19 protein-coding genes are annotated in these 21686 nt (G+C 47.5%); 12 read left to right on the top strand and 7 right to left on the bottom strand.

Features of this window, described 5'->3' with window-relative positions; translation table 11 throughout:
- Positions 1-184: 184 nt before the first annotated feature.
- The 4 genes from FS628_RS04495 to FS628_RS04480 form a co-directional block, all read right to left on the bottom strand.
- Positions 185-910 (bottom strand): DsbA family oxidoreductase, encoded by a 726-nt coding sequence (locus tag FS628_RS04495; RefSeq protein WP_145319396.1) that lies wholly within the window; start codon positions 908-910, stop codon positions 185-187.
- Positions 911-995: 85 nt separating this feature from the next.
- Entirely contained in the window at positions 996-1421 is a 426-nt protein-coding gene (locus FS628_RS04490; RefSeq protein WP_145319393.1) for a cytidine deaminase, read from the bottom strand.
- Positions 1422-1482: 61 nt separating this feature from the next.
- Positions 1483-3483, bottom strand: a complete 2001-nt coding sequence (locus FS628_RS04485; RefSeq protein WP_145319390.1) for an LTA synthase family protein — start codon at positions 3481-3483, stop codon at positions 1483-1485.
- 214 nt (positions 3484-3697) lie between these two features.
- Entirely contained in the window at positions 3698-4852 is a 1155-nt protein-coding gene (locus FS628_RS04480) for a THUMP domain-containing class I SAM-dependent RNA methyltransferase (protein WP_145321398.1), read from the bottom strand.
- 240 nt (positions 4853-5092) lie between these two features.
- Here FS628_RS04480 and FS628_RS04475 point away from each other — a divergent pair, with 240 nt between their 5' ends.
- Positions 5093-5725 carry an O-methyltransferase gene (locus tag FS628_RS04475; protein ID WP_145321396.1) on the top strand — a complete coding sequence of 211 codons (633 nt, stop codon included), beginning with the start codon at positions 5093-5095 and terminating at the stop codon, positions 5723-5725.
- A gap of 176 nt (positions 5726-5901) precedes the next feature.
- Here the strand turns inward: FS628_RS04475 and FS628_RS04470 are convergent, their stop codons facing one another.
- Positions 5902-7113, bottom strand: coding sequence for an asparaginase (locus tag FS628_RS04470; protein ID WP_145319387.1), 1212 nt, complete (start codon positions 7111-7113; stop codon positions 5902-5904).
- A 547-nt stretch (positions 7114-7660) separates the two neighbouring features.
- Here FS628_RS04470 and FS628_RS04465 point away from each other — a divergent pair.
- On the top strand, positions 7661-8854 hold the full coding sequence (locus FS628_RS04465; protein WP_145319384.1) for a cytochrome P450: 1194 nt from the start codon (positions 7661-7663) through the stop codon (positions 8852-8854).
- Between the two features lie 96 nt (positions 8855-8950).
- Here the strand turns inward: FS628_RS04465 and FS628_RS04460 are convergent, their stop codons facing one another.
- The gene (locus FS628_RS04460) at positions 8951-10162 is read right to left on the bottom strand and encodes an MFS transporter (protein ID WP_145319381.1); all 1212 of its coding nucleotides are present in this window, start codon (positions 10160-10162) and stop codon (positions 8951-8953) included.
- Between the two features lie 204 nt (positions 10163-10366).
- Between FS628_RS04460 and hemE the strand changes: the two genes are divergently transcribed.
- The 6 genes from hemE to FS628_RS04430 all read left to right on the top strand — a co-directional run bounded on the left by hemE (position 10367) and on the right by FS628_RS04430 (position 16845).
- The gene (gene hemE, locus FS628_RS04455; protein ID WP_145319378.1) at positions 10367-11431 is read left to right on the top strand and encodes a uroporphyrinogen decarboxylase; all 1065 of its coding nucleotides are present in this window, start codon (positions 10367-10369) and stop codon (positions 11429-11431) included.
- Entirely contained in the window at positions 11424-12374 is a 951-nt protein-coding gene (gene hemH / locus FS628_RS04450) for a ferrochelatase (protein ID WP_145319375.1), read from the top strand. The genes hemE and hemH overlap by 8 nt, the downstream gene beginning before the upstream one ends.
- Positions 12374-13798 carry a protoporphyrinogen oxidase gene (gene hemY / locus FS628_RS04445; RefSeq protein ID WP_145319372.1) on the top strand — a complete coding sequence of 475 codons (1425 nt, stop codon included), beginning with the start codon at positions 12374-12376 and terminating at the stop codon, positions 13796-13798. The genes hemH and hemY overlap by 1 nt, the downstream gene beginning before the upstream one ends.
- Before the next feature lie 185 nt (positions 13799-13983).
- Positions 13984-15396 (top strand): CapA family protein, encoded by a 1413-nt coding sequence (locus tag FS628_RS04440; protein WP_145319369.1) that lies wholly within the window; start codon positions 13984-13986, stop codon positions 15394-15396.
- 25 nt (positions 15397-15421) lie between these two features.
- Positions 15422-16174, top strand: coding sequence for a glycerophosphodiester phosphodiesterase (locus tag FS628_RS04435; protein ID WP_145319367.1), 753 nt, complete (start codon positions 15422-15424; stop codon positions 16172-16174).
- A 38-nt stretch (positions 16175-16212) separates the two neighbouring features.
- Positions 16213-16845, top strand: coding sequence for a fumarylacetoacetate hydrolase family protein (locus FS628_RS04430; RefSeq protein ID WP_145319364.1), 633 nt, complete (start codon positions 16213-16215; stop codon positions 16843-16845).
- 120 nt (positions 16846-16965) lie between these two features.
- Here FS628_RS04430 and FS628_RS04425 read toward each other — a convergent pair whose 3' ends face one another.
- Positions 16966-17373 carry a hypothetical protein gene (locus tag FS628_RS04425; RefSeq protein WP_145319361.1) on the bottom strand — a complete coding sequence of 136 codons (408 nt, stop codon included), beginning with the start codon at positions 17371-17373 and terminating at the stop codon, positions 16966-16968.
- Positions 17374-17747: 374 nt separating this feature from the next.
- Between FS628_RS04425 and FS628_RS04420 the strand changes: the two genes are divergently transcribed.
- From FS628_RS04420 to FS628_RS04405, 4 genes are read left to right on the top strand one after another with little or no spacing between them, the layout of a single operon-like run.
- Complete coding sequence (locus FS628_RS04420) at positions 17748-18305, top strand: MarR family winged helix-turn-helix transcriptional regulator (protein WP_145319358.1); 558 nt, start codon at positions 17748-17750, stop codon at positions 18303-18305.
- A gap of 58 nt (positions 18306-18363) precedes the next feature.
- Positions 18364-19812: an aryl-sulfate sulfotransferase gene (locus FS628_RS04415; protein ID WP_145319355.1), complete on the top strand. Its 1449-nt coding sequence runs from the start codon at positions 18364-18366 to the stop codon at positions 19810-19812.
- Positions 19813-19851: 39 nt separating this feature from the next.
- The gene (locus FS628_RS04410) at positions 19852-20880 is read left to right on the top strand and encodes an ABC transporter substrate-binding protein (RefSeq protein WP_145319352.1); all 1029 of its coding nucleotides are present in this window, start codon (positions 19852-19854) and stop codon (positions 20878-20880) included.
- Positions 20881-20907: 27 nt separating this feature from the next.
- Positions 20908-21684, top strand: a complete 777-nt coding sequence (locus tag FS628_RS04405; RefSeq protein ID WP_074094443.1) for an ABC transporter ATP-binding protein — start codon at positions 20908-20910, stop codon at positions 21682-21684.
- Positions 21685-21686 lie beyond the last annotated feature (2 nt).

Here is a 21686-nt window from a genome sequence, read left to right as displayed (position 1 = left end):
ATCAAGGAAGAAATCCGGTGATAAATGCGAGCGCTCCGCTTCTCCAGCTTTTTTCTGCCCACTCCGTTATCGTGAATATTATAAATCCATCTTTAGATTGGGTGGGTAATTAAGAAGGATATAAAAAAAGCAGCAGGATCGGGAAATATCCCCTGATCCTGCTGCTTTTTGTGTGTGAATTGGCTTAATTTTTATTCGGCACTTCGCAGCCGTCATCTGTGCAGACGCCACTGCCGTCTGTTTCTGTTGTGTTGGATTCAACCATTGTGAAAGGGGAGCGCTCGTCCCATGCTTTCTGAATGGCATCTAGGAACACCTCGTCAGGTTGAGCGCCTGATACGGCGAACTTGCGGTCGAATACGAAGAACGGTACACCACGGATGCCCAGTTGCTCGCCTTCTGCTTGGTCAGCGCGGACATTGTCGGTGAATTGATCACTGGACAGCACTGCCGCAGCTGCATCGCGATCCAAGCCGACTTCCTCTGCTAACTGAGCCAACACTTCAGGGTCGCCGGAGTGTTTACCTTCAATGAACACAGCTTGGAATATCCGCTCGCTCAGTTCAAGGGCTTTGCCTTGTGTATCCGCCCAGTGCGTCAATCGGTGAGCTGAGAAAGAATTGGTAGGGATCATGGCATCGATATTGTATTCCAGTCCTGCCGTACGAGCATTGGCATTCATCTGAGCATTCATGCCTTGGGCCTGCTCTGCGCTAATATTATATTTGGAAGCCAGGTATTCCGTATTGGTTTTGCCTGGGTTCAATGCAGCGTTCGGATCAAGCTCGAAGCTTTTGAATTGCAGCTTCACTTCATCACGGTGTGGAAACTGTTCCAATACATTCTCCAGGCGGCGTTTGCCGATATAACAGAATGGACACAGAAAATCAGACCATATCTCAATATTCATATTGTTAAAACCTCCATCATCCATATAGTTGAAACTAATATAGTTACAATTATAAAGCCACTTTCTATAATTCGCAAGGAGATTGCTATTTATCCCGATATGCCTTGGACCAATGGTAAGGTTGAATCTCATCCAATCTTTTAAAAATCAACTGACCAGCAGGATCGTATACGGCAGCCTTGACTTCTTCACCCCAATAAAACAATCGTTCCTGGCATATACCGCAAGGTGTAAGGACCTTGAATTCCGAATGCTCGTCATTACGAGCGATACAGAGAGAGTGGGTGACGCGTTCATTCAATTTGTGGGCTTCCAGATACGCCCCTGTTTCCATACACAGATGCGTGGCGTCGTTGATAACCTCTGGTGCCACGCTAATTAGCAGGGAACCAGCTTCGGTATAGACTGCACCTGCCCCGCCCCATCCCTTGGGATAACGCTGCTGCACGAAGCTTGCGGCTGCATCGAACAGTTGCTGTTCAATATTGAATGTTTCTGTGTGTGAAGTCATGTAATGTAAGTTTCCCTTCTTCAATGCAATTCATTTTATTTCGTGTAATTGTTCATCTCGGTTATTGGGATGTTGCCGCTGAACTGTCATCCTCTCGAAAACGCTGAATCAAATCATAGGTAATCACCGTGTCCGAGACATGTAATCGCTTGGTTGCTTCATCACGAGCGGGACGGCAAGCATTGATATCTGTTTTGTCACGTGTGGACAAGTCATAACAAGCGCCGCTCTCGTAGATATAATCATCCGATGGAATATAGAATACAGAACCATCCGAGAATGCACCATTCCGCAACACAACTGTACGTGCAGACCCGTCATATACGTCGTTGCCCATATGATAATAGGACTGGTCGGATACGCCGAGCAGATGCAGCACGGATGGCGTGATGTCCAGTTGTCCCGAAGGTTCGTCGATGGTTCCTGCAGCTGCTCCGTCCGGTAAATGCACGAGTAGAGGTACCTCGTTCATGATCTGTGCCATATCGAGTTCGTTCAATGAACGTCCCAGAAATTGCTCGTATTGTGATTGTTCCTTAATCGAGTTGTCGTGATCCCCGTAGAACATAAAGATGGTATTTTCCCATAAGCCCCGATTTTTCAGATCTTCGACCATCTTACCCAGTGCCGAATCCACGTAATGAACGGATTGCAGGTAGTCACCGAACATCGTTCCCTGGAAATCGCCTACATCCAGTTGCTGCTTCTCTTTTGGCAAGGCATACGGATGGTGACTGCTGAGTGTAATGAGGAAGGAATAGAACGGTTCGGTCACCTCACTGCTCATTTTCTCAACGGATTGCCGGAAAAAGGATTCATCAGACAGGGACCAGCCAAGCGGGTCATCCTGTGCAAAATCGTTTTTACTATAAAACTTGTCATACTTCATGTTCTGATACATCGTGTACCGATTCCAGAAGCCACTCTCATATGCGTGAAATACGTTGGTGCTGTATCCGTTATCCTTCAGAATGGAAGGAAGGGAATCATACGTATGGTCTGCATATCGAACAAAGGCTGATCCAACCGGAAGTGGATGTAGGGAGATGTTTGCTCCAAAATCGGCATCCGACGTTCTGCCCTGACCTGTCTGGTGGTAAAAGTGACTATAATACTGACTTTCCTTCATCAGTTCATTAAAATGGGGTGTGATCTCCTGACCGCCAATGCTCTGGCCAATCATGAAGTTCATAAAAGCCTCACCCTGGACGATAATGACATTGCTGTCCTTATATTTACCGAACAAGGCATCGTTCTTCGGTTCAGCTCCCTGCCTTTCGGCGAAGAATGCCTTTGCTTGTTCAACATCAGCGGGTTCAGCCTGCGGCCCGGAGCCGATATGGTCTTTGGCAAAGTTGTATAGATCATAACCGTGAAAAGCGAGAAGTCCGGTCACATTATACATGGATACATTCCACCAGTTGTTATCGAACAGGCCCTTAGCCCATGTTTTGCTGTAAAAATAAATCGGGCCGACTGCGAGGCCAAGTCCCAGCACAAGGGCAATGCTGCCAGCAGTGAGACGGCGGCGCAACCGTGTCTTGCCGTCGTTATACGAATAACTCCCATAGCCAAGTACCGACGCACTGGAGTGCTTCGAACGGTAACGTCTGCTGAACAGTACGATAGCTGCGAACGGAATGACGACAAGCCAGTCGGCAAAGAACCAGAGATCGCTTGTGTAAATCAGTGTAGCGATGCTGTCACCCAATGCGTCAACTTGTCTGGCCTGCAACAATACCGGGATGGTCAAGAAATCCTGGAAATAACGATAATACACCATATCGGCATAGATTAGTGCGGTAAGAAGCAGGTTAAGCACCGCGAGAGACACGATCATGCCTCTGCGAGGCAGCCACCAGGTCCAGAAGGAGATGAGCAGTAAAGATCCGATGGCAATGACTTTATCCAGCAGTCCCATCGTAATGTTATAGGCGTGAAGATTGTGATGGAGCCACATGAGTTTGAGCAGCATGAGCACAAGAAAAATAAGATATAACGTTAGTGGGTGATTTAGAAGCCCGCGTGGCATGGAACTGCGCGTAGGCCGAGTGACAACCATATGTATGTCCCCCTTGCTTTCGTTGTTTTGTAATCGGAATGTAAAATAGGGCTCCATCCATTATAGCGTGGCCTCATCTGTTTTCAACTATGCTTCAGGCAGGATCAATTCCTGCGGAAGCGAACACCGATGATTGTGAATTCATATGACTAGAATAACGCACAAAAAAAGTGCCCAAGCCATGGATGGCAGGAGCACTTTATATTCGAAACAATTATGAAGATTGTGGTGTTTTATTTCGCGGGGGCAGTGGACCTAAATACTGATAGTACTGGGTTTCAATTCGTCCGTTGAACAACTTGCGACGCTTGTCTGCCTTATGACCGAAATACTCCTCGAAAGCTTTGGTCGACGTGATTGCAAAAAAGGACCATGTCGGCATGTCGAGGTAACTGCGCCCTAATGAGCGGAGTAACTTCTGAACTTCTTTCTCTTCACTCAAACGTTCACCATATGGGGGATTGGTAATGATGACACCATATTCACCCTGTGGTCTTGCGCGATGAGCAGGCAGGACGCTGACTTCAATGTCATTGGCGAAGCCGGCACTTTTGATCGCTGCCATAGCAACTTCAATTGCTTCAGGATCAATATCGCTACCTGAAATCTGTAACGGGACATCGTCACGTACAGCATCGAATGCTTCTTCGCGCGCCTGTTCCCATAATTCTTCAGGAATAACAGCCCAGTCCTCGGAGTTGAAGGTCCGACGAAGTCCCGGTGCAATGTTCCAGCCGATCATAGCGGCTTCAATCAGCATTGTGCCTGATCCACAGCATGGATCATAGAATGGACGAGATACATTCCAGCGGCTGAGCTGAATAAGAGCTGCAGCAAGTGTTTCTTTGAGTGGCGCTTCGGTGACGAGTTTACGATAACCCCGTTTATGCAGACCTGGTCCCGTCGTATCTAAAGTAAGCAGGGCGCGATCGTTCAGCAGAATGACCTCAATCACATAACGAGACCCATCCTCTGGGAACCACTCTGTGTCATAAGTCAGCTTCAGTTTCTCTACGATTGCTTTTTTTACGATCCCTTGTGATGCAGGCACACTGCTTAACTGGGATTTTTGAGAACGACCCTCTACAGGGAATTCGCCGTCGGCTGGAATCCACTCTTCCCAAGGAAGTGCTTTGGTGCCTTCAAACAATTCGTCGAATGTTGTAGCAGGGAATTCACCCATTTTGACCAATACGCGATCCGAACTTCTCAGCCACAGATTACACCGGCAAATATCAATATAATCCCCAGTGAAGAAAACCCGTCCATTGTCGATCGTAACATCCTCATACCCCAGTTGCTTCAGTTCCCGGGCAACAACAGCCTCGAGTCCCATCGCCGAGGTCGCAATCAATTGCAATTGAGCCATGTGATTCATTTCAACTCCATTTCAAGCTGGAGAAGGGATATCCTTCTCTCTGCTGTATAGTAACGGTGCGGCCTTGCCGCTTTCCGTGAAAAAACTTACAATGAGAAATGCGGTGAACGTATGCATTCCTCTCTCGAGGCAATTGCACCAGTCGACCGCCTGTGTTGATAACAAACATTTATTATAGAACATTGGCATCCATATGGAAAGCAGTCCAAGTGTCCAAGGAGGATTTTAGTGGTGAATCTGACCCCTGATGAATATGTAAATCAATTATTTCAAGAGGATGATCTTTTGCTGAAAGTGAAAGAGGCCATCCGTTCGAACGGTATGCCGGAAGTTTCCGTTGCTGCGGCGTATGGGCGTTTGCTCACGTTTCTAGCCAAGACATCCAAAGCGGAAGCTGCGCTCGAAATTGGCGTGCTGGGCGGATACAGTGGGATCTGCATTGCTCGCGGGTTGAGTGAAGGTGGAACCCTGACGTCGCTGGAACTGAAAGACGAATATGCGGCAATGGCGCGTGGTCATCTGGAAGAAGGCGGTTTTGGTGAAAAGGTCGAGTATCGGATTGGTCCGGCGGCAGATAGCCTGAAGCAATTGGAACAGGAAGGTTGCACATTCGATTTCTTCTTTATTGACGCAGACAAGGAAAACTATCCGGTATATCTCGACTATGCCATTAAGTTGGCTCGGCCAGGTGCGGTCATTGTGGGTGACAACTGTTTCCTGCGTGGTCGTACGCTGAATCCGGACAAGCAGGGCCCGGCAGTGCTTGCTGTTCGTCGCTTCAATGAACAGATGGCAAGTGACCCACGTCTGGTGACGACCATGTTGCCGGACTACGATGGGCTCGTACTTGCTTGGGTGAAGTGAAAAATCCCTAATGATAAAGCACCGATGGAACACGATCTCACGCTCTTATGTTTGTGAGGGTGATCGTGATTCTGTATGGCGTTTTCTGGAAAACACAAAGAAAGAGACGACACACCTTGAATGTCAGGGAGTATCGTCTCTTCTTTTTGTCCAGATTTATAAAGGATGAGTTCTATTTATACTTCCGGTGTTCCGTACGTTTCGAACCATTTTTTGATGGTGTCAAAATCATCACTGAAGGATAATCCCAGCATCAATAATACACGAGCTTGTTGTGGACTTAGGTTGTCGCCGGCAATAATGCCTTTGCCGCCGCCGTATACACTTCCCGAACCCGTCCGAGTGGTAGTTACGAAGATTACACCTTCTTCAATGGCTTTGGTACGGGCTTGTCCCATAGCTCTGGAGATGCCGCCAGCTCCTGTACCGGAGGTTACGATTCCTTGCGCACCATTGCTGACGAACCCTTCAATGGCTCCGCCTCCAGCTTCTTGATACGAGATCGCAATTTCTACTTTAGCGAGGTCTGCCTTTGTGATTTTACTCAGATCGAATACGGGCTTCGCTGTGCCTTCAGGTTTCAAGGCGCGTGCAGGAGCGCGGTAGATTCGAATGTTGTCTTCATCAATATATCCTACGGCACCGAGCATCGGTGTTTCAAACGTATCTGTCCGATAATCATTTGTTTTGCTTACACCGCGTGCGAGTTGAATGGTGTCATTCAGCATCAGTACAGTTCCGAATGAAGTGGTACGACCACTACCTGCAAGTTTGATTGCGTTATACAGGTTGGCTTGAGCGTCAGAGCCGATGACAGTCCATGGACGCATGGAACCTGTGATCACGACCGGTTTGTCACTCTGAACCGTCATGTCGAGGAAATAGGCGATTTCCTCCATGGTATCTGTACCCGTGGTAACCACAACACTGTCATATAGTGCAAGAGCTTTGTCCACCGTTTGCGACAAGTCATAGAGATCAGCCATGCTATAGGATCCCGAACCTGAATTTCCGAATTGGAGTGTGCTAACATCTGCAATCTTCTGCTTATCCGGTAAGGCGTCTACCATCTCTCCAATGGGAAGCGTACCTGCCTTGTAGTTCTGGAAGCTGGTCGCATCCTCGGATTGACCGGCAATCGTTCCACCGGTTCCGATCACCAATACATTGGGGAGTGCAGATTGCTTGGAGGAGTCCGGTACGGCAGGGATAGAGGTATTGCGAGCTGGAGTAGTCGGTGTTGTCTGGACAGTACCTGTTGTGCCTTTCACCTCTACCGTAGCTGCGTGAGCAGCATAGGTTCCGATGGGGGACAACGAGATCGTTAATGCTGTTAAAGCTGCGGTACTCCATACGGCCCAGGGACGAAGATTGGATGTTTTACTCATGAATAGCACTCTCCTTCAAGTAAGTGTGATGTTAAGTTTGTTAAGAAGAATATGTATACCATTTCAAAATGATTGTATTTCATGTTAAGTAATATGACAACAATAGATATTGCTAGAGTAATCGGTTACATTTATAGATAATGGGAGTAAAATGATTGTTTATAAGGAATATTGGAAGAATATTCACTCTGATAGAGCGAGAGGAGTTGATAGATTTAATAGTTTTAGATATTAAACAGCTAGTTACATGTTAGTTAATGTTACGTATCGAGTTTTTTTCCTGATAAACGAAGCTTTTAAAAAGGAATGTTAAATACAGATTTATGCTGGGGGATACCAATGATCAGAAGGTTATTCTGTCATCGTAGTACCAAGAGTAAATATCCTTTAGTTCTATTTACATAAAGTGCGAGAGGAAGTTGGTAGCGGTTAGTAGGTAATGGGTCTCAATTACGTTCCATAGATTGGTTTCGTTATGAAGTTGTGTTTATAATAGGGGTGAACAACATATGTAAATAAATATATAATATTGATTGGAGGAGAAACGATGGAACAGGCACCCAGAAAGTATGCAAATTACATTCCGATTCGGGAACTGGAGACTTTGGAACAACGGCTGTCTCCCTTCCAGGTGTACGCAGAGCTTCGTGACAACACTCCAGTCCGATATGATGAGCATCGAGAATGCTGGGATGTTTTCGGTTATGAAGATGTGAAGTACGTATTGAAAAACCCGAAACTGTTCTCTTCCGCACGTGATCGTGCCAATACGAGCATGTTGACGACAGACCCGCCCAAGCACAAACAGCTGCGTGATCTGGTGAATCAGGCGTTTACACCCAAGGCAATTGAAGCATTGGCTCCGCGTATTCAGGAAATCACAGATGAGTTAATTGCTCCACACCTGTCAGAAGGACATATGGAACTTGTTGATGACCTTGCCATGCCATTGCCTGTCATTGTAATTGCTGAATTGATCGGAGTCCCTGCAACGGATCGTCAAAAGTTCAAGGACTGGTCTGATGTATTAGTGAAGGGTGCACGTGATGATAGTGAGCAGGCTTTTCAGGAGTTGTTGGAGGAGAAAAAAAGAAATATACAGGAACTGCATATCTATTTCACTGGCATCATGGAAGAACGTCGGTTGCAGCCACAGGATGATCTGATTTCGTTACTGCTTGCTGCGGAGATTGATGGTCAGAAGCTGACTGCAGAGGAAGTGGTAGGCTTCTGTATTCTCTTGCTTGCTGCTGGGAATGAAACAACAACCAACCTGATTACCAATGCGGTTCGTATTCTGTCTGAACAACCCGATCTACAACAGGAGTTGCGCGAACATCCAGAACGGATTACTTCTGCGATTGAAGAGACGCTGAGATATTATCCGCCAATTGTTGCGATTGGGCGGGTCGCCAAGGAAACCGTAGAGTTGAATGGACAGACGATACAAGCGGGAGATCAGGTGATTTCCTGGGTTGGATCAGCGAATCGGGACGGTGTGCAATTCGAGCGTCCGGAAGATTTTATATCTGATCGCAAGCCGAACAGACATATGGGATTTGGATTTGGCATTCATTTTTGTTTGGGTGCACCACTCGCTCGTTTGGAAGCAAGGGTAGTTCTGCATACGTTGCTTCAGCACATGGAGTGCATTCAGCTTGTGCCGGGAACGGTCCTGCAGCCGATACAAAGTGCTTTTGTATTTGGTGTGAAACATTATCCGATACAATTCAATACATGATTGATACATGAATGACAAAAGCCGCTTCCAGGCCATTAGCACTGGAAGCGGCTTTTCTGAAGAACGTTGATATGGATTGGTTATATAGATGGGAAATCAGGATTCCCGCGGCAATGCCGGTTTGTTGTACAATTTGAATCTGACCCAAACCATATTGAGCAGTAGCAGTCCACCAGAGACAATAAAGAGACCTTCAATTCCGATGAATCCTGCCATAAAGCCTCCGATGACCGCCCCAAGCATGTTGCCCAACGCCAAAGTGCTCGTATTAAAACTGAATGCACGGCTAATCATGCTATCTGATGTGTAGGAACGGATCAAGGCGTTAACGCTTGGAAGCAGGCCACCCATAAACACACCCATCATGAAACGGACAAGTATGAGCTGCCACACCGTCTGAACAAATGCCTGCGGAATAAGCATGAGTCCTGTTCCGATGAGTGAGAAGGTAAGGACTTTGTGTGGGCCGATCCGGTCACTCAGCTTCCCTAGAATCGGAGACATCGCCATATTGGATAGTCCCGTAACTGCACCGACAAGTCCTGCCCAGAAGGCCACATTTACATCCGAAGCATGCAATTTTTGTACATACAGCGGCAAGAGTGACATGGGGCTTATCATCGCAAATTGCAACAGGAACGTCACAGCAAACAGTGCGGGCAGTTGGGGTGACTTGTTCAACTCCTTGAGACCGGACAATACGGATTGTGCCGGCAGTTTGGCTGCTTCTTTGCGGTCGAATTTCTCTCTCACAAGGAACATGGCGAGCATGGAAGCGACGAAGATCAGTCCGCCTGTAATGTAGAAAATGGGACGGAAGCCTACCGCATCAGCTAGCAAGCCACCAATGAGCGGACCCAGGATCGTGCCGGCAACCTGCCCGGACTGACTGATTCCCATGGCGAAACCCATTCGGTCCTTCGGAGTGGTACCCGATATCAGCGCAACAGCTGCAGGATTGAAACCGGAAATTGTACCGTTAAGCAAACGTAATAAGAGAAGCTGCCAGGGATTCTGTGCCAGACCCATAAGGGCGATCACGATGGCCATTCCGAATCCCGAGCGCAGCAACATAACTTTTCGACCATACTTGTCAGATAATTTGCCCCAGAGCGGTTGGAACAAAAATGAGGTCAGGAAATTGGCTGCAAATATAAATCCGGCCCAAATGCCAATTTCATGTTCGCCAACAACGCCAAGATCTCTTGCGAGATACAGGGACAAAAATGGGGTAATCATGGTCATGCCCGAATTGACCAAAAATTGTCCGAACCAAAGCACAATGAGGTTTACTTTCCACGTTTTCAAAGTGCTTTCACTTCCTTTCAAAGATATTTCTGTAATTCTCAAAAAAACACCATTCTTTCATTATAACATAATTGGCATATGGAGGAGGGGTGTAAGGAATGTCATAGTATTGTCACGTAGAACGCATCTGCATGTGGTTGTTACGGCTGTTTAAAAAGGGCATAATGGTAATTATGAGTCCAAAAACTATTGGAGGCTTCTTACATGAGCTATAATGATCGACTGATTCGGGCAAGTTTCAAGCAACAGGTCGACCGTGTTCCGGTATGGTACATGCGTCAGGCTGGACGTTACGATCCTGAATATCGCAAGATTAAAGAAAAGTACTCCTTACTAGAAATCTGCCAACAACCCGAGCTGGCGGCTGAAGTTACACTCATGCCCGTACGCAAGCTTGGTGTAGATGCGGCTATTTTGTATTCCGATATTATGAATCCGGTTGCCTCACTGGGCATTGATTTTGACATTGTAAAAAATATTGGTCCAGTTATCGATAATCCTATTCGATCCGCTGCAGATGTGGATCGTTTGCGTCCCATTGACGTCGAAGGAGATCTGTCACATATTCTGGAGACCATTCGAATTCTGGATAAGGAACTTGACGTGCCTCTGATTACGTTTGCGGGCGCACCTTTCACGATTGCGAGTTATCTGATCGAAGGACAACCTTCGAAAGGTTACATCCGCACCAAAACGATGATGTACAGCGAGCCTGAAGTGTGGCACAAGTTGATGCAGAAGCTTGGTGATATGGTAATTACATATATCCGTGCGCATATTGCGAATGGCGGTAAGGCATTCCAGTTGTTTGACAGCTGGGTTGGAGCACTTTCTCCCAAAGACTTCAGAACATATGTGTTGCCTACGATTACCCGTATCTTTACCGAATTATCGGATTTGAATGTACCGAAGATTTATTTCCCTGGTGTCGCTTCGGGCGAATTGTTGCCAACGCTGCATAATCTGCAAGCCAATGTGATTGGATTGGACTGGAGAGTATCGATTGCGGAAGGGCGCCAACGACTTGGCGGCAAATTTGCAGTCCAGGGTAATTTGGACCCTTATGTGCTGACTGCACCGATGGAACTGATCAAGGAACAAGCTAAAGTGATTATCGACGAAGGAATCAAGGAGCCGGGGTATATATTCAACCTGGGTCACGGACTATTTCCTGAGGCATCTCTTGATAAGCTCAAAGAACTAACCGCATATATTCATGAATATTCTGCGGAAGCATTGAAGACTGGGGTGACGATAACGAATGACTAAAACTGTAGGTGTACTGGTGATGTCATATGGCACACCAGAAAATATGGAAAGTGTTGAAGCGTATTACACACATATCCGCAGAGGGCGTCCGCCTGAACCGGAGCAATTGAAGGAACTGACGGATCGATATGAAGCTATTGTTGGCGGTGTGTTTCCGCTTCGGGAGAACACGGACAATCAGGTCAAGGCTCTTCAGGAGACGTTAAACCGCGATGAGCGTGGGAGTGACGTGGAATTCCGTTGTTATCAAGGACTGAAGCATGCCTATCCGTTTATTGAGGATGGCGTGGAACAGATGGCGAAGGATGGGATTCAGACAGCAATTGGTATTGTGCTGGCTCCCCATTTCTCAACGATGAGTGTAGGCAGTTATATCAAGCGAGCGCGGGAAAAAGCAGAAGAACTGGGCGTTCATATGTCCTTTATCGAGAGCTATCATCTGCATCCGAAGTTAATTCAGGCCTTGTCCACGCGTGTCAGTGCCAAGTTGGATGCGTTCGAGGAAGCCGGAGCAAAACGCGGAGATGTGAAAGTGTTGTTTAGTGCCCACAGCTTGCCAGCACGTATTGTGGAGATGGGTGATCCGTACCCGCAACAATTGCTGGAGACTTCGGAAGTGATTGCCTCGCGTGTGGGCATTACCAATTGGCAATTCACTTGGCAAAGTGCCGGAAGAACAGCTGAACCATGGCTTGGGCCAGATATCCTCGATACGTTACAGGAACTTTCCCGTGAGCAAGTAGAGGATGTTCTTGTGGCACCAATCGGGTTCGTTTCGGATCATCTCGAAGTGCTCTATGATCTCGATATTGAGGCCAAATCGATTGCCAAAGAGATCGATATGCGCCTGATGCGTATTGATTCTCTCAATAGCGATCCTCTATATATGGAGACGTTAAGCGACGTTATTATAAGCCAATGGCAGCAAGGGTCGGATGAGTAATGGATGACAAGAAACGCCGCGTTGTTATTGTCGGCGGTGGCCTCACCGGCCTTAGCGCGGCATTTTATATCCGCAAGCATTACCGGGAAGCAGGAGTTGAACCTGTGATTACCTTGGTCGAGAAAAGCTCGTCCATGGGAGGCATGATTGAGACGCTGCACCGGGATGGATTTGTGATTGAAAAAGGGCCGGATTCTTTCCTGGCTCGCAAAACAGCAATGATTGATCTGGCCAAAGAATTGGAGATCGATCATGAGTTGGTAAGTCAGAATCCGGAATCAAAGAAAACGTATATCATGCAGCGTGGCAAGCTTCATCCTATGCCAGCAGGACTCGTTCTCGGTATTCCGACAGAATTAAGACCATTCTTGAGAAGTGGTCTGGTCTCTCCGGTTGGTAAACTGCGGGCGTTGATGGACTTTGTCATCCCACCGCGTCGCACAACAGAGGATGAATCGCTCGGTTATATGATTGAGCGACGTCTTGGAGCAGAAGTGCTGGAGAACTTGACCGAACCGCTGCTTGCGGGAATCTATGCAGGGGATATGCGGCGATTGAGTCTCCAGGCTACTTTCCCGCAATTCGGAGAAGTAGAGCGCGATTACGGCAGCTTGATCCGGGGCATGATGACTGGTCGAAAACCTGCCGAGACGCATACTGGAACAAAACGAAGTGCCTTTTTGAATTTCCGGCAGGGGCTTCAAAGTCTTGTTCATGCCCTCGTCCATGAGTTGCAGGATGTGGATCAACGTCTGAACACCGCGGTGAAGTCGCTGCAACCTATTGCTGGGGCGCAGACCCGATACCGTGTTGAACTGGGTAATAGCGAAATGCTTGAAGCCGATGATGTAGTGGTTACCGTGCCGACGTATGTCGCGTCGGAGCTGTTGAAGCCACACGTGGATACAGCGGCTCTGGACGCAATTAACTACGTGTCTGTAGCTAATGTGGTGCTCGCTTTTGAGAAAAAAGAGGTAGAGCATGTATTCGACGGATCAGGTTTCCTCGTTCCGCGAAAAGAGGGCCGGAATATTACGGCTTGCACGTGGACATCGACGAAATGGCTGCATACCAGCCCGGACGATAAAGTCTTGCTCCGTTGTTATGTTGGTCGCTCTGGGGACGAACAGAACGTAGAGCTTCCGGATGAAGCGCTGACCGATCTGGTTCTCAAAGATCTGAGAGAGACCATGGGTATCGAAGCGGTACCGATCTTCTCTGAGATTACAAGGCTTCGCAAATCAATGCCACAGTATCCCGTGGGACACCTCCAACATATTGCCGCTCTTCGTGAGGAGTTAGGCAGTAAATTACCGGGTGTGTACATTGCAGGTGCAGGTTATGAAGGCGTAGGTTTGCCAGATTGCATCAGACAAGCGAAGGAAATGTCTGTCCAGGCTACAAAAGAGTTTGCGGTAGAATAAGTGCAGCAAGAGAGCTGTCTCAAACGTAGAATTATCTACAGGAGAGACGGCTTTTTTTACATGAAGATCTGAAAGTTAACCGAGTTCATACCCTTCCAATTGATACAGTTCCAAGGAATGATGGAAATCCAGAATATGCCTGATATAATGGTATGTATGGCTGTGAAGAAGAAGAGGAGTTGCTTATGTATCCCCCAAGATCAGAGCGAAGTGTACAGAAGAAAAAAGGTAAACGTACCCGCAATACAGTCATCTGGATAGTTAATATTGTATTGATCATGGCAATTGGTCTAGTCGGCATTTTTTATGTCATCCATTCACGTCAGCAACAGGCAGACGAGCCGGTGCAACAAGAAATTGTCGATCAGAATCAGCCTTCCATTGGAGACGATGCCAAAGGCGGCGATCAAGTAATTTCACCAGACTCGGAGTCCGATGAGACTTCGGAAGAAGAACCCGGAGCTGCGGATGAAGAGACATCAGAGGATGCAGAAAAAACATCCGGCGTAGCGACACCTGACACTTCAGGCAACACCAATAGTGGGAAGACGGAGTCTGGAACGAAAAAACCTGCGGCGGTTTCGACACCATCCAGCACCAAGGGAAATGCAGGTGTGGATAAGGAATCTGAGACGTCAAAACCCTCCAACTCAGCGGAGGATGTTACGATTAATTTTGTTGGGGATATTCAATTCTCGGGCAAAGTTGCTGAACTGTTGGATAGGAACGGTTATGATTATCCCTTTGCCAAGCTCGGCAGATTATTCAAGGACGATGATCTTACCATCGGTAACCTGGAGACACCCATAACGCTGGGGGGTACGGGTGCAGCTGACAAAACATATGTATATAAATCTTCGCCCAAAGCATTGGCGGCAATGGCCTCTGCTGGTTTTGATGCTGTGAATTTGGCTAACAATCATATCCTGGATCAAGGTGTAGAGGGCTTGGTGGATACGCTAACCTATCTCAAGGAGTATGGCATAGCCCACACCGGGGCTGGCATGAACAGAGATGAGGCCTATGCACCAGCGTATCTGGAACGCAAAGGCATGAAGATCGCATTGCTTGGGTTCTCCCGAGTTGTACCGGAAACGAGTTGGAAGGCTGAGGGTAATCGGGCTGGCGTGGCTGAAGCCTATGATTCCACAGGAGCAGTTACAGCGATCCAGGAGGCCCGTAATAAGGCGGATCTGGTCATTGTGGTTGCACACTGGGGAGAGGAACGGGTAAGTACTCCGAATAGTGACCAGACCCGATTGGCTCGTGAGTTTGTAGATGCTGGTGCGGATCTGGTCATAGGTGGACATCCCCATGTATTGCAAGGGTTGGAGTATTACAAAGGGAAGTGGATTGCATACAGTACGGGGAATTTTATTTTCTCCAGATCCACAACCGAAGAAACGTGGAAAACGGCTGTGTTTCAGGCACGCTGTAGTCGCGAGGCTGCTTGCAGCATGAAAGTTATCCCTTATGAGGCGGGGCTTGGTCAGGCCATCCCGATGATTGATGAGGCAAACAGACTTCTGCTGCAGCAGATGGCACAGCTATCCCCAGGCATTCGATATGATGCGAATGGAGTGGCTTCGCCAAATTGAGAACCATTGTTGAGGAGGGCATCAAATGAACAACCTTTGTGTAGCGCACCGTGGATTTTCTTCCATTGCACCAGAGAATACGATGGCTGCATTCTTAATGGCTATGGAACGGCCTGAAGTTCAGTGGATGGAGCTGGATGTGCAGTTATCACGTGATGGTGTACCAGTGATCATTCATGATTTTACAGTGGATCGCACGACGAATGGCAGGGGCCTGGTTCGGGAAACCGATTGGGCTGATCTGCAACGGCTGGATGCCGGATCATGGAAAAATAAGTCTTACAAAGGCGAACGGATTCCGGCTCTAAGTGAATTGTTAGATCGCTCGTGCGGGAGAGTGCGTTTGAACATCGAACTGAAAACGCAGGGTGATATGTACCCTGGTTTACCGGCAGCGGTGATATATGAACTAAGAAAACGACATATGCAGAATGATGTAGTGATCACTTCGTTTGAACCAGCCGCTCTGATTGAAGTGAAAAAACTTGCACCGGAGATTCAGACGGGGCTAATTATTGATGCGCGACCGGGTGATCTGTTAACCGCATTGCGACAAATGAATTGCACGTTCCTCTCGATTGGATATACCAATGTAGACAAATCCTTAATGAACGAAATGCGGAGTGCAGGCATTCGTGTGATGGCTTGGACAGTGGATGACAAGAACATTATGAAGAGACTGGCGGCAGTAGATCCAGAGCTCATGTTGTGTACAAACCGGCCTGACGTATGGGAACATGCATTTCAGGAGACGAGCAGCCGATTCTTCAGACCGTAATTTACTCTATTTACACTAATGAAGGTGGTTATATTCCCATGTTGACTAACATTCGCAATGTATACTGTGTAGGACGCAATTATAAACTTCACGCGGAAGAATTGGGCAACGCGGTTCCGGATGAGCCGATGATTTTTATGAAACCATCTCACGCAGTCGTACCCCTGAATGGAGCTACTCTTGAATTGCCTGCTACGAAGGGTGAAGTTCACTATGAAGCTGAACTGGTGGTACATATCGGCCGGAGTTATGAGCCAGGTATGGCGGTAGATGAGCTGGTGGATGCATATGCGTTTGGTATTGATTTTACGTTACGGGATGTACAGACCGTGATTAAGAAAAAGGGACACCCTTGGACAGCGGCAAAAGGGTTCAAAAATTCCGCTCCGGTTACTGCATTTCAGGCATTTCCAGGTGCGGCAGCATTACTGGAGAAAGACTTTACATTGTCCAAAAATGGTGAGGAAGTCCAACGTGGCAACATTCGTAACATGATCTTCAGTTTACAGGATATTATGGATTATGTAGGTAACCATTACGGCCTGGGGCCGGGCGATGTCATTTTTACAGGAACACCCGAAGGTGTTGGACCAACACAAGCAGGAGATGTGCTCGAACTGGCATGGGACGGCGAATCCTTGGGTGCATGCACGATTGGGGCAGCACAATAAGGATTACACATCACACCTGCTTGAGATGGATAGGGTACAAGAAAGGGGCGTGCATACGCTCCTTTTTGTCGTGAGATCAGAAAGGTCTTCAAAATTTCTATCGTACGGATTCGACGCTAATTACGCTAAGTTGTATGCAGTATTCGCACTTTGTGTGACCAACTCTTCCAGTTCAGCTTGTTGTGCAGCATATTGCTCCGAACGGATACTTCCACTTGCGAGCCGTTCATCCAACTGTTCCTTGAGCTGCCTAACCTGTATAGCAATGACCTCATTCAAGTTTCCGTTGTTTTCTTCCGTGATCGTCCTCAGTGATTTGCCGCTATACAATTCCTCGTACAAATCCGCTTCTGAAGGCTGATTCAGAGCGCTGAGCAGCTCGTCGCCGCTTACCTCACGAGTATCCAGGTCAACGATGGACCATTTAGCAGTAGGTATAGGGGAGATGGCAGATTGACCCCATGCTGTTCCGGCGAAGGACATAGTGACAATCATTGTGCCTATAATAATGACTCTTTTCATGTTCATATGGATAATCCTCATTTCTGTAGTTGAGTACGAACTGAATCGTAGCTTGTCGTTGATGTTTTGACCTGAGAATAGTGTAAACGGGAAACCTGAATTGAAACTTAAAACAGGATAAGTAATTTCAAATCAGTGGGGAATAAACGTGAAAGTAAAATTACTAATATAATTCACACTTGACAGGTTGGGTTAGTTGGTTATATGATGATCTCAATTATTTTAATACTCATTAAATGAACAGTGAAATAATTTGAACTGAAAACGGAACTGAGCTGATTGGACCACCAAAGGCTCCCGGGACTACTCCACTATGGAATGTCCACGGGGGCCTTTTTTCGTATGCGATTGAGGCTTCAGACGAACAAGGAGGATATGGAATGAGCGATAGAGATTGGGAAGCGTTGGAGCGGACGGATTGGTTATTTCGCAAAATGGTCAGACGATTTGTCAAAGAGCGGGATCGCATCTCTGTAGAAGGCATTAGCCTGCCGGGCATGCTCATCCTGCACAAGATCATTCGTGAGGGAGAACAACGGCTTGGGGATTTGGCAGAACAATTGGACTTCACATCAGGTGCCATTACAGCGCTAACCGATAAGCTGGAGAAAAAGGGACTCTCCATCCGCAGGCGAAAGGAAGACGATCGCCGGACGGTTTTACTGGACATTACATCCAGCGGGCGAGAGATGTATGCGAGAAACAGCAACATCGGTGCCCGATGTATTACGCTTCTGTTTGAGGGGTTTACCACGGAGGAACTGGAGCAACAAAGTCAATTCTATGAGCGGGTGGTAGCGAATCTGGAGGGATTCTCGGACACGGTGCTGGAATTGGCAGAGAACAACGGGATACAGGAACATGAGCAGTCCTCTACAAGTGACCTTGAGCAGAAGCAGCGGGACAATACCGGGAAGGGGAACTATCTCAGTTATTGAGGTTGAATCAAGTAGTGATATTCGACATTCCACAAACATTCTAGGGGAGAGATGATTAATGGGACACTCAACAATATATCCAACTGGAGCAACGTTATACAATCCGGATAAGGCTTGGGGCGGTTATACCGTCTATCAGGCAGGTGAGGAAGGCGTAGTGTTGATCGATATGAATGGCAAGGAGGTCCACCTGTGGAAAGGGTTGTTAGGGTTTCCGGCCAAAATATTGCCTGGTGGCTACGTGCTGGGCAGCACGGGTCGGAGAGATCCGAAGTTCGGTATTCAGGACAATGTCGATCTGGTCCAAGTGGATTGGGACGGCAACATTGTATGGAAATACAATAGCTACGAACATATTGAAGATCCGGGGTATGAGCCACTATGGTATGCCCGCCAGCATCATGATTATCAACGTGAGGGTAATCCGGTAGGTTACTATGCACCTGGCCTTGCGCCGAAGACGAAGAGTGGTAAAACGCTCATCCTGGCACACAAAAATGTGAGTAACCCTCAAATTTCAGATAAGCCATTGCTTGATGATGCCATTATCGAAGTGGATTGGGAGGGAAAGGTACTCTGGGAGTGGCTGCCTAACGAGCACTTTGAAGAATTAGGTTTTGATGAAGCTGCTCGAAATGTCCTGTTCCGTGATCCGAATACACGTTCTTTCGGTCACCTGGGCGGTGGTGTTGGTGACTGGTTACATATTAATTCTGCTTCATATGTTGGACCCAACCGATTCTATGATGATGGAGACGAACGGTTCCACCCCGACAATATTATCTGGGATGCCAGAGAGGCCAACATTATCGCCATTACAGACAGACAGAGCGGAAAGATCGTGTGGAGACTAGGGCCAGACTATACTTCACCTGAAGCGAAGCACATTGGCACAATTATCGGGCAGCATCATGCACATATCATTCCCCAAGGTCTACCGGGAGAAGGGAACTTGCTCGTATTCGACAATGGCGGCTGGGCAGGTTACGGCCTTCCGAATCCGGCTTCCCCATTTGGATTGAAACATGCGATTCGGGATCACTCCCGTGTGTTGGAGATTAACCCGGTCACCCTGGAAATTGTCTGGCAGTATACATCGGCAGAGGCTGGGTTTTCCGTCCCAACGGACTCCTATAAATTTTATAGCCCATACATCAGTTCTGCCCAGCGTTTACCTAACGGCAACACCCTGATAACCGAAGGTTCCAATGGCAGATTGTTCGAAGTCACAGCGGAGCATGAGCTGGTCTGGGAGTATGTATCCCCTTACACCGATCGGCGCAATACCAATATGGTCTATCGCTCGTATCGCGTTCCTTATCAGTGGGTTCCGCAGTTAGAGAAGCCGCAGGAAGTTGCCATTGAAGCAATTGATGTCTCCAACTACAGGGTGCCGGGAGCAGCACCCAAAGGTTCTGCATCCATCGTGAGCGTGGAGACAACTCTTCCATTTGTGGAGGGTGCAGCCTGTGTGGCAACGTCGGATGAAGGCAAGTCAGGCGGTTAAGCGTCAAGAATCATGACTAGATCGAATGGGGTGTATATTGTGAGAAAATCATCTATAATTACCGGCGTATTGATATTATTCCTGGCTACGGCACTCATATTATCTGGATGCAGTTCAAATGCAGCAGGATCTGGAGCAAAAGACGCTAACGGCAAAAATGCCAATAATGTAAAAATTCGAATTGCAGATACAAGTACCAACCCAACGTTCAGGGTAGCCATTGCCAAAGGTTTCTTTGAAAAACGGGGCATTGATGCAGAGAGTATTACGTTTGGCTCACCGGCTGAAGGTGTAAATGCACTATTTATCAAACAGGTAGATATTGCGTACGGGGCAGACTTCCCTGTATTAAATGCGCTGGCTAAAGGGGAATATTCGGTCATTGCTTCCGCAGGTCAGGCTACGGATGAAGCGGCAGCCGCCTGGAAGCTGTATGCAAAAGAGGATATTCAGAGTGGAGCGGATTTGAAGGGCAAGAAAGTGAGTTTCATTCGAGGCACATTTATTCCGTATCTATGGGATGAATATTTGAAAGATCAGGGGGTGGCGCTGAGTGATGTGACGCAAATTGGTCAGGGGGCTTTTGATGAGGCCTACATCGCACTGAAACAGGGAGACCTTGATGCCGCTTGGGTCATAGGTTCCGCGTTAACCGATAAATTCGATGCACTCGAAGGAGTACATCAGCTGACGGATATGTCTCAGACGCCTATACGCCTTGGTATGGGACTGGTATCAAGTAATGAATTCATCCAGGCAAACCCTGAAAAGATAAGTGACTTCCTTGCAGCGCTGGATGAAGCATCCACGTATGCCCAAGCGCATCCTGAAGAGGTTGCTGATCTGATGTATCAAGAGACCAAACAGCCTAAAGATGCCACGTTGAAAGACCTTCCGATCAATCCATGGGAAGTTGGATTTACGCAGGCTGCTTATGATAGTTTGGCAGGTCAGAAGCAATATATGGTGGACACCGGAATCATCGAACAGGATTTTGATCTCGACACCAAACTCAATCTGACTTCTCTCCAGCAGGCTTTGCCGGAAAAAGTGACATATAGTAAATAATTCTTATTGAAATGGGAGGTGTCCGTTATGTCCTTACCTGCAACTCAGCATACCATTCATATTGAACAGCTTCGAAAAACATATCATGCCCCGACCAATGGGGATGTGCATTATATCATTAAGGATGTCGATCTGGTTATCAAGGGAGGAGAATTCTTCGTCCTGCTTGGACCCAGTGGATGCGGGAAGTCGACGCTGCTGAACATGATCGCGGGTTTTATCTCCAAGTCGGGTGGACAGCTCAAGGTAGACAACAAGGAGATCGACAGGCCGGGCAGGGATCGGGCAATGGTGTTCCAGCAGGCGGATTCTTCTCTCTTTCCATGGCTAACGGTGAGGGAGAATGTTGAATTCGGGCTTCGAATGTCCAAGGTGCCTAAGACACAACGGCGTGAGATCTCTGATCGTTACATCCAGCTTGTTGGACTGAGTGCTCATGAGGGGAAATTTCCGAAAGAACTTTCGGGCGGCATGAAGCAGCGGGTTCAATTGGCTCGGGTACTTGCGAATGACTCGGCGATCTTGTTGATGGATGAGCCATTCGGTGCGCTGGACGCGATGACGAGACGAACCATGCAGAAGGAACTGGTGAATATTTGGAAAGAAACACATAAAACCGTTATCTTTGTCACACACGATATTCAGGAAGCGTTATTACTTGGTGAGCGCATAGGCATTATGTCCGTAGGTCCATCTTCAAATATAACGGATATTTACCACAACACTTTACCTTACCCTAGGAACATCGCCTCGTCTGAGTTCAACACCCTGTATGACCGAATTCAAGGCCACTTTGAAGAATAACT

The sequence above is a fragment of the Paenibacillus xylanexedens genome, from assembly GCF_007676705.1.
Classification (GTDB): Bacteria; Bacillota; Bacilli; order Paenibacillales; family Paenibacillaceae; genus Paenibacillus; species Paenibacillus xylanexedens_C.
This window is presented reverse-complemented; position numbering and strand designations above follow the sequence as displayed.

What these genes read in the sequence shown, in the direction of transcription:
- FS628_RS04430 (WP_145319364.1), top strand. Translation starts at nt 16,213, where the DNA reads ATGTTGACTAACATTCGCAATGTATACTGTGTAGGACGCAATTATAAA.
- FS628_RS04420 (WP_145319358.1), top strand. Translation starts at nt 17,748, where the DNA reads ATGAGCGATAGAGATTGGGAAGCGTTGGAGCGGACGGATTGGTTATTT.
- FS628_RS04495 (WP_145319396.1), bottom strand. Translation starts at nt 910, where the DNA reads ATGAATATTGAGATATGGTCTGATTTTCTGTGTCCATTCTGTTATATC.
- FS628_RS04415 (WP_145319355.1), top strand. Translation starts at nt 18,364, where the DNA reads ATGGGACACTCAACAATATATCCAACTGGAGCAACGTTATACAATCCG.
- FS628_RS04480 (WP_145321398.1), bottom strand. Translation starts at nt 4,852, where the DNA reads ATGGCTCAATTGCAATTGATTGCGACCTCGGCGATGGGACTCGAGGCT.
- hemE (WP_145319378.1), top strand. Translation starts at nt 10,367, where the DNA reads ATGAGCTATAATGATCGACTGATTCGGGCAAGTTTCAAGCAACAGGTC.
- FS628_RS04490 (WP_145319393.1), bottom strand. Translation starts at nt 1,421, where the DNA reads ATGACTTCACACACAGAAACATTCAATATTGAACAGCAACTGTTCGAT.
- FS628_RS04470 (WP_145319387.1), bottom strand. Translation starts at nt 7,113, where the DNA reads ATGAGTAAAACATCCAATCTTCGTCCCTGGGCCGTATGGAGTACCGCA.
- FS628_RS04485 (WP_145319390.1), bottom strand. Translation starts at nt 3,483, where the DNA reads ATGGTTGTCACTCGGCCTACGCGCAGTTCCATGCCACGCGGGCTTCTA.
- hemY (WP_145319372.1), top strand. Translation starts at nt 12,374, where the DNA reads ATGGATGACAAGAAACGCCGCGTTGTTATTGTCGGCGGTGGCCTCACC.
- FS628_RS04405 (WP_074094443.1), top strand. Translation starts at nt 20,908, where the DNA reads ATGTCCTTACCTGCAACTCAGCATACCATTCATATTGAACAGCTTCGA.
- FS628_RS04465 (WP_145319384.1), top strand. Translation starts at nt 7,661, where the DNA reads ATGGAACAGGCACCCAGAAAGTATGCAAATTACATTCCGATTCGGGAA.
- FS628_RS04435 (WP_145319367.1), top strand. Translation starts at nt 15,422, where the DNA reads ATGAACAACCTTTGTGTAGCGCACCGTGGATTTTCTTCCATTGCACCA.
- FS628_RS04440 (WP_145319369.1), top strand. Translation starts at nt 13,984, where the DNA reads ATGTATCCCCCAAGATCAGAGCGAAGTGTACAGAAGAAAAAAGGTAAA.
- FS628_RS04425 (WP_145319361.1), bottom strand. Translation starts at nt 17,373, where the DNA reads ATGAACATGAAAAGAGTCATTATTATAGGCACAATGATTGTCACTATG.
- hemH (WP_145319375.1), top strand. Translation starts at nt 11,424, where the DNA reads ATGACTAAAACTGTAGGTGTACTGGTGATGTCATATGGCACACCAGAA.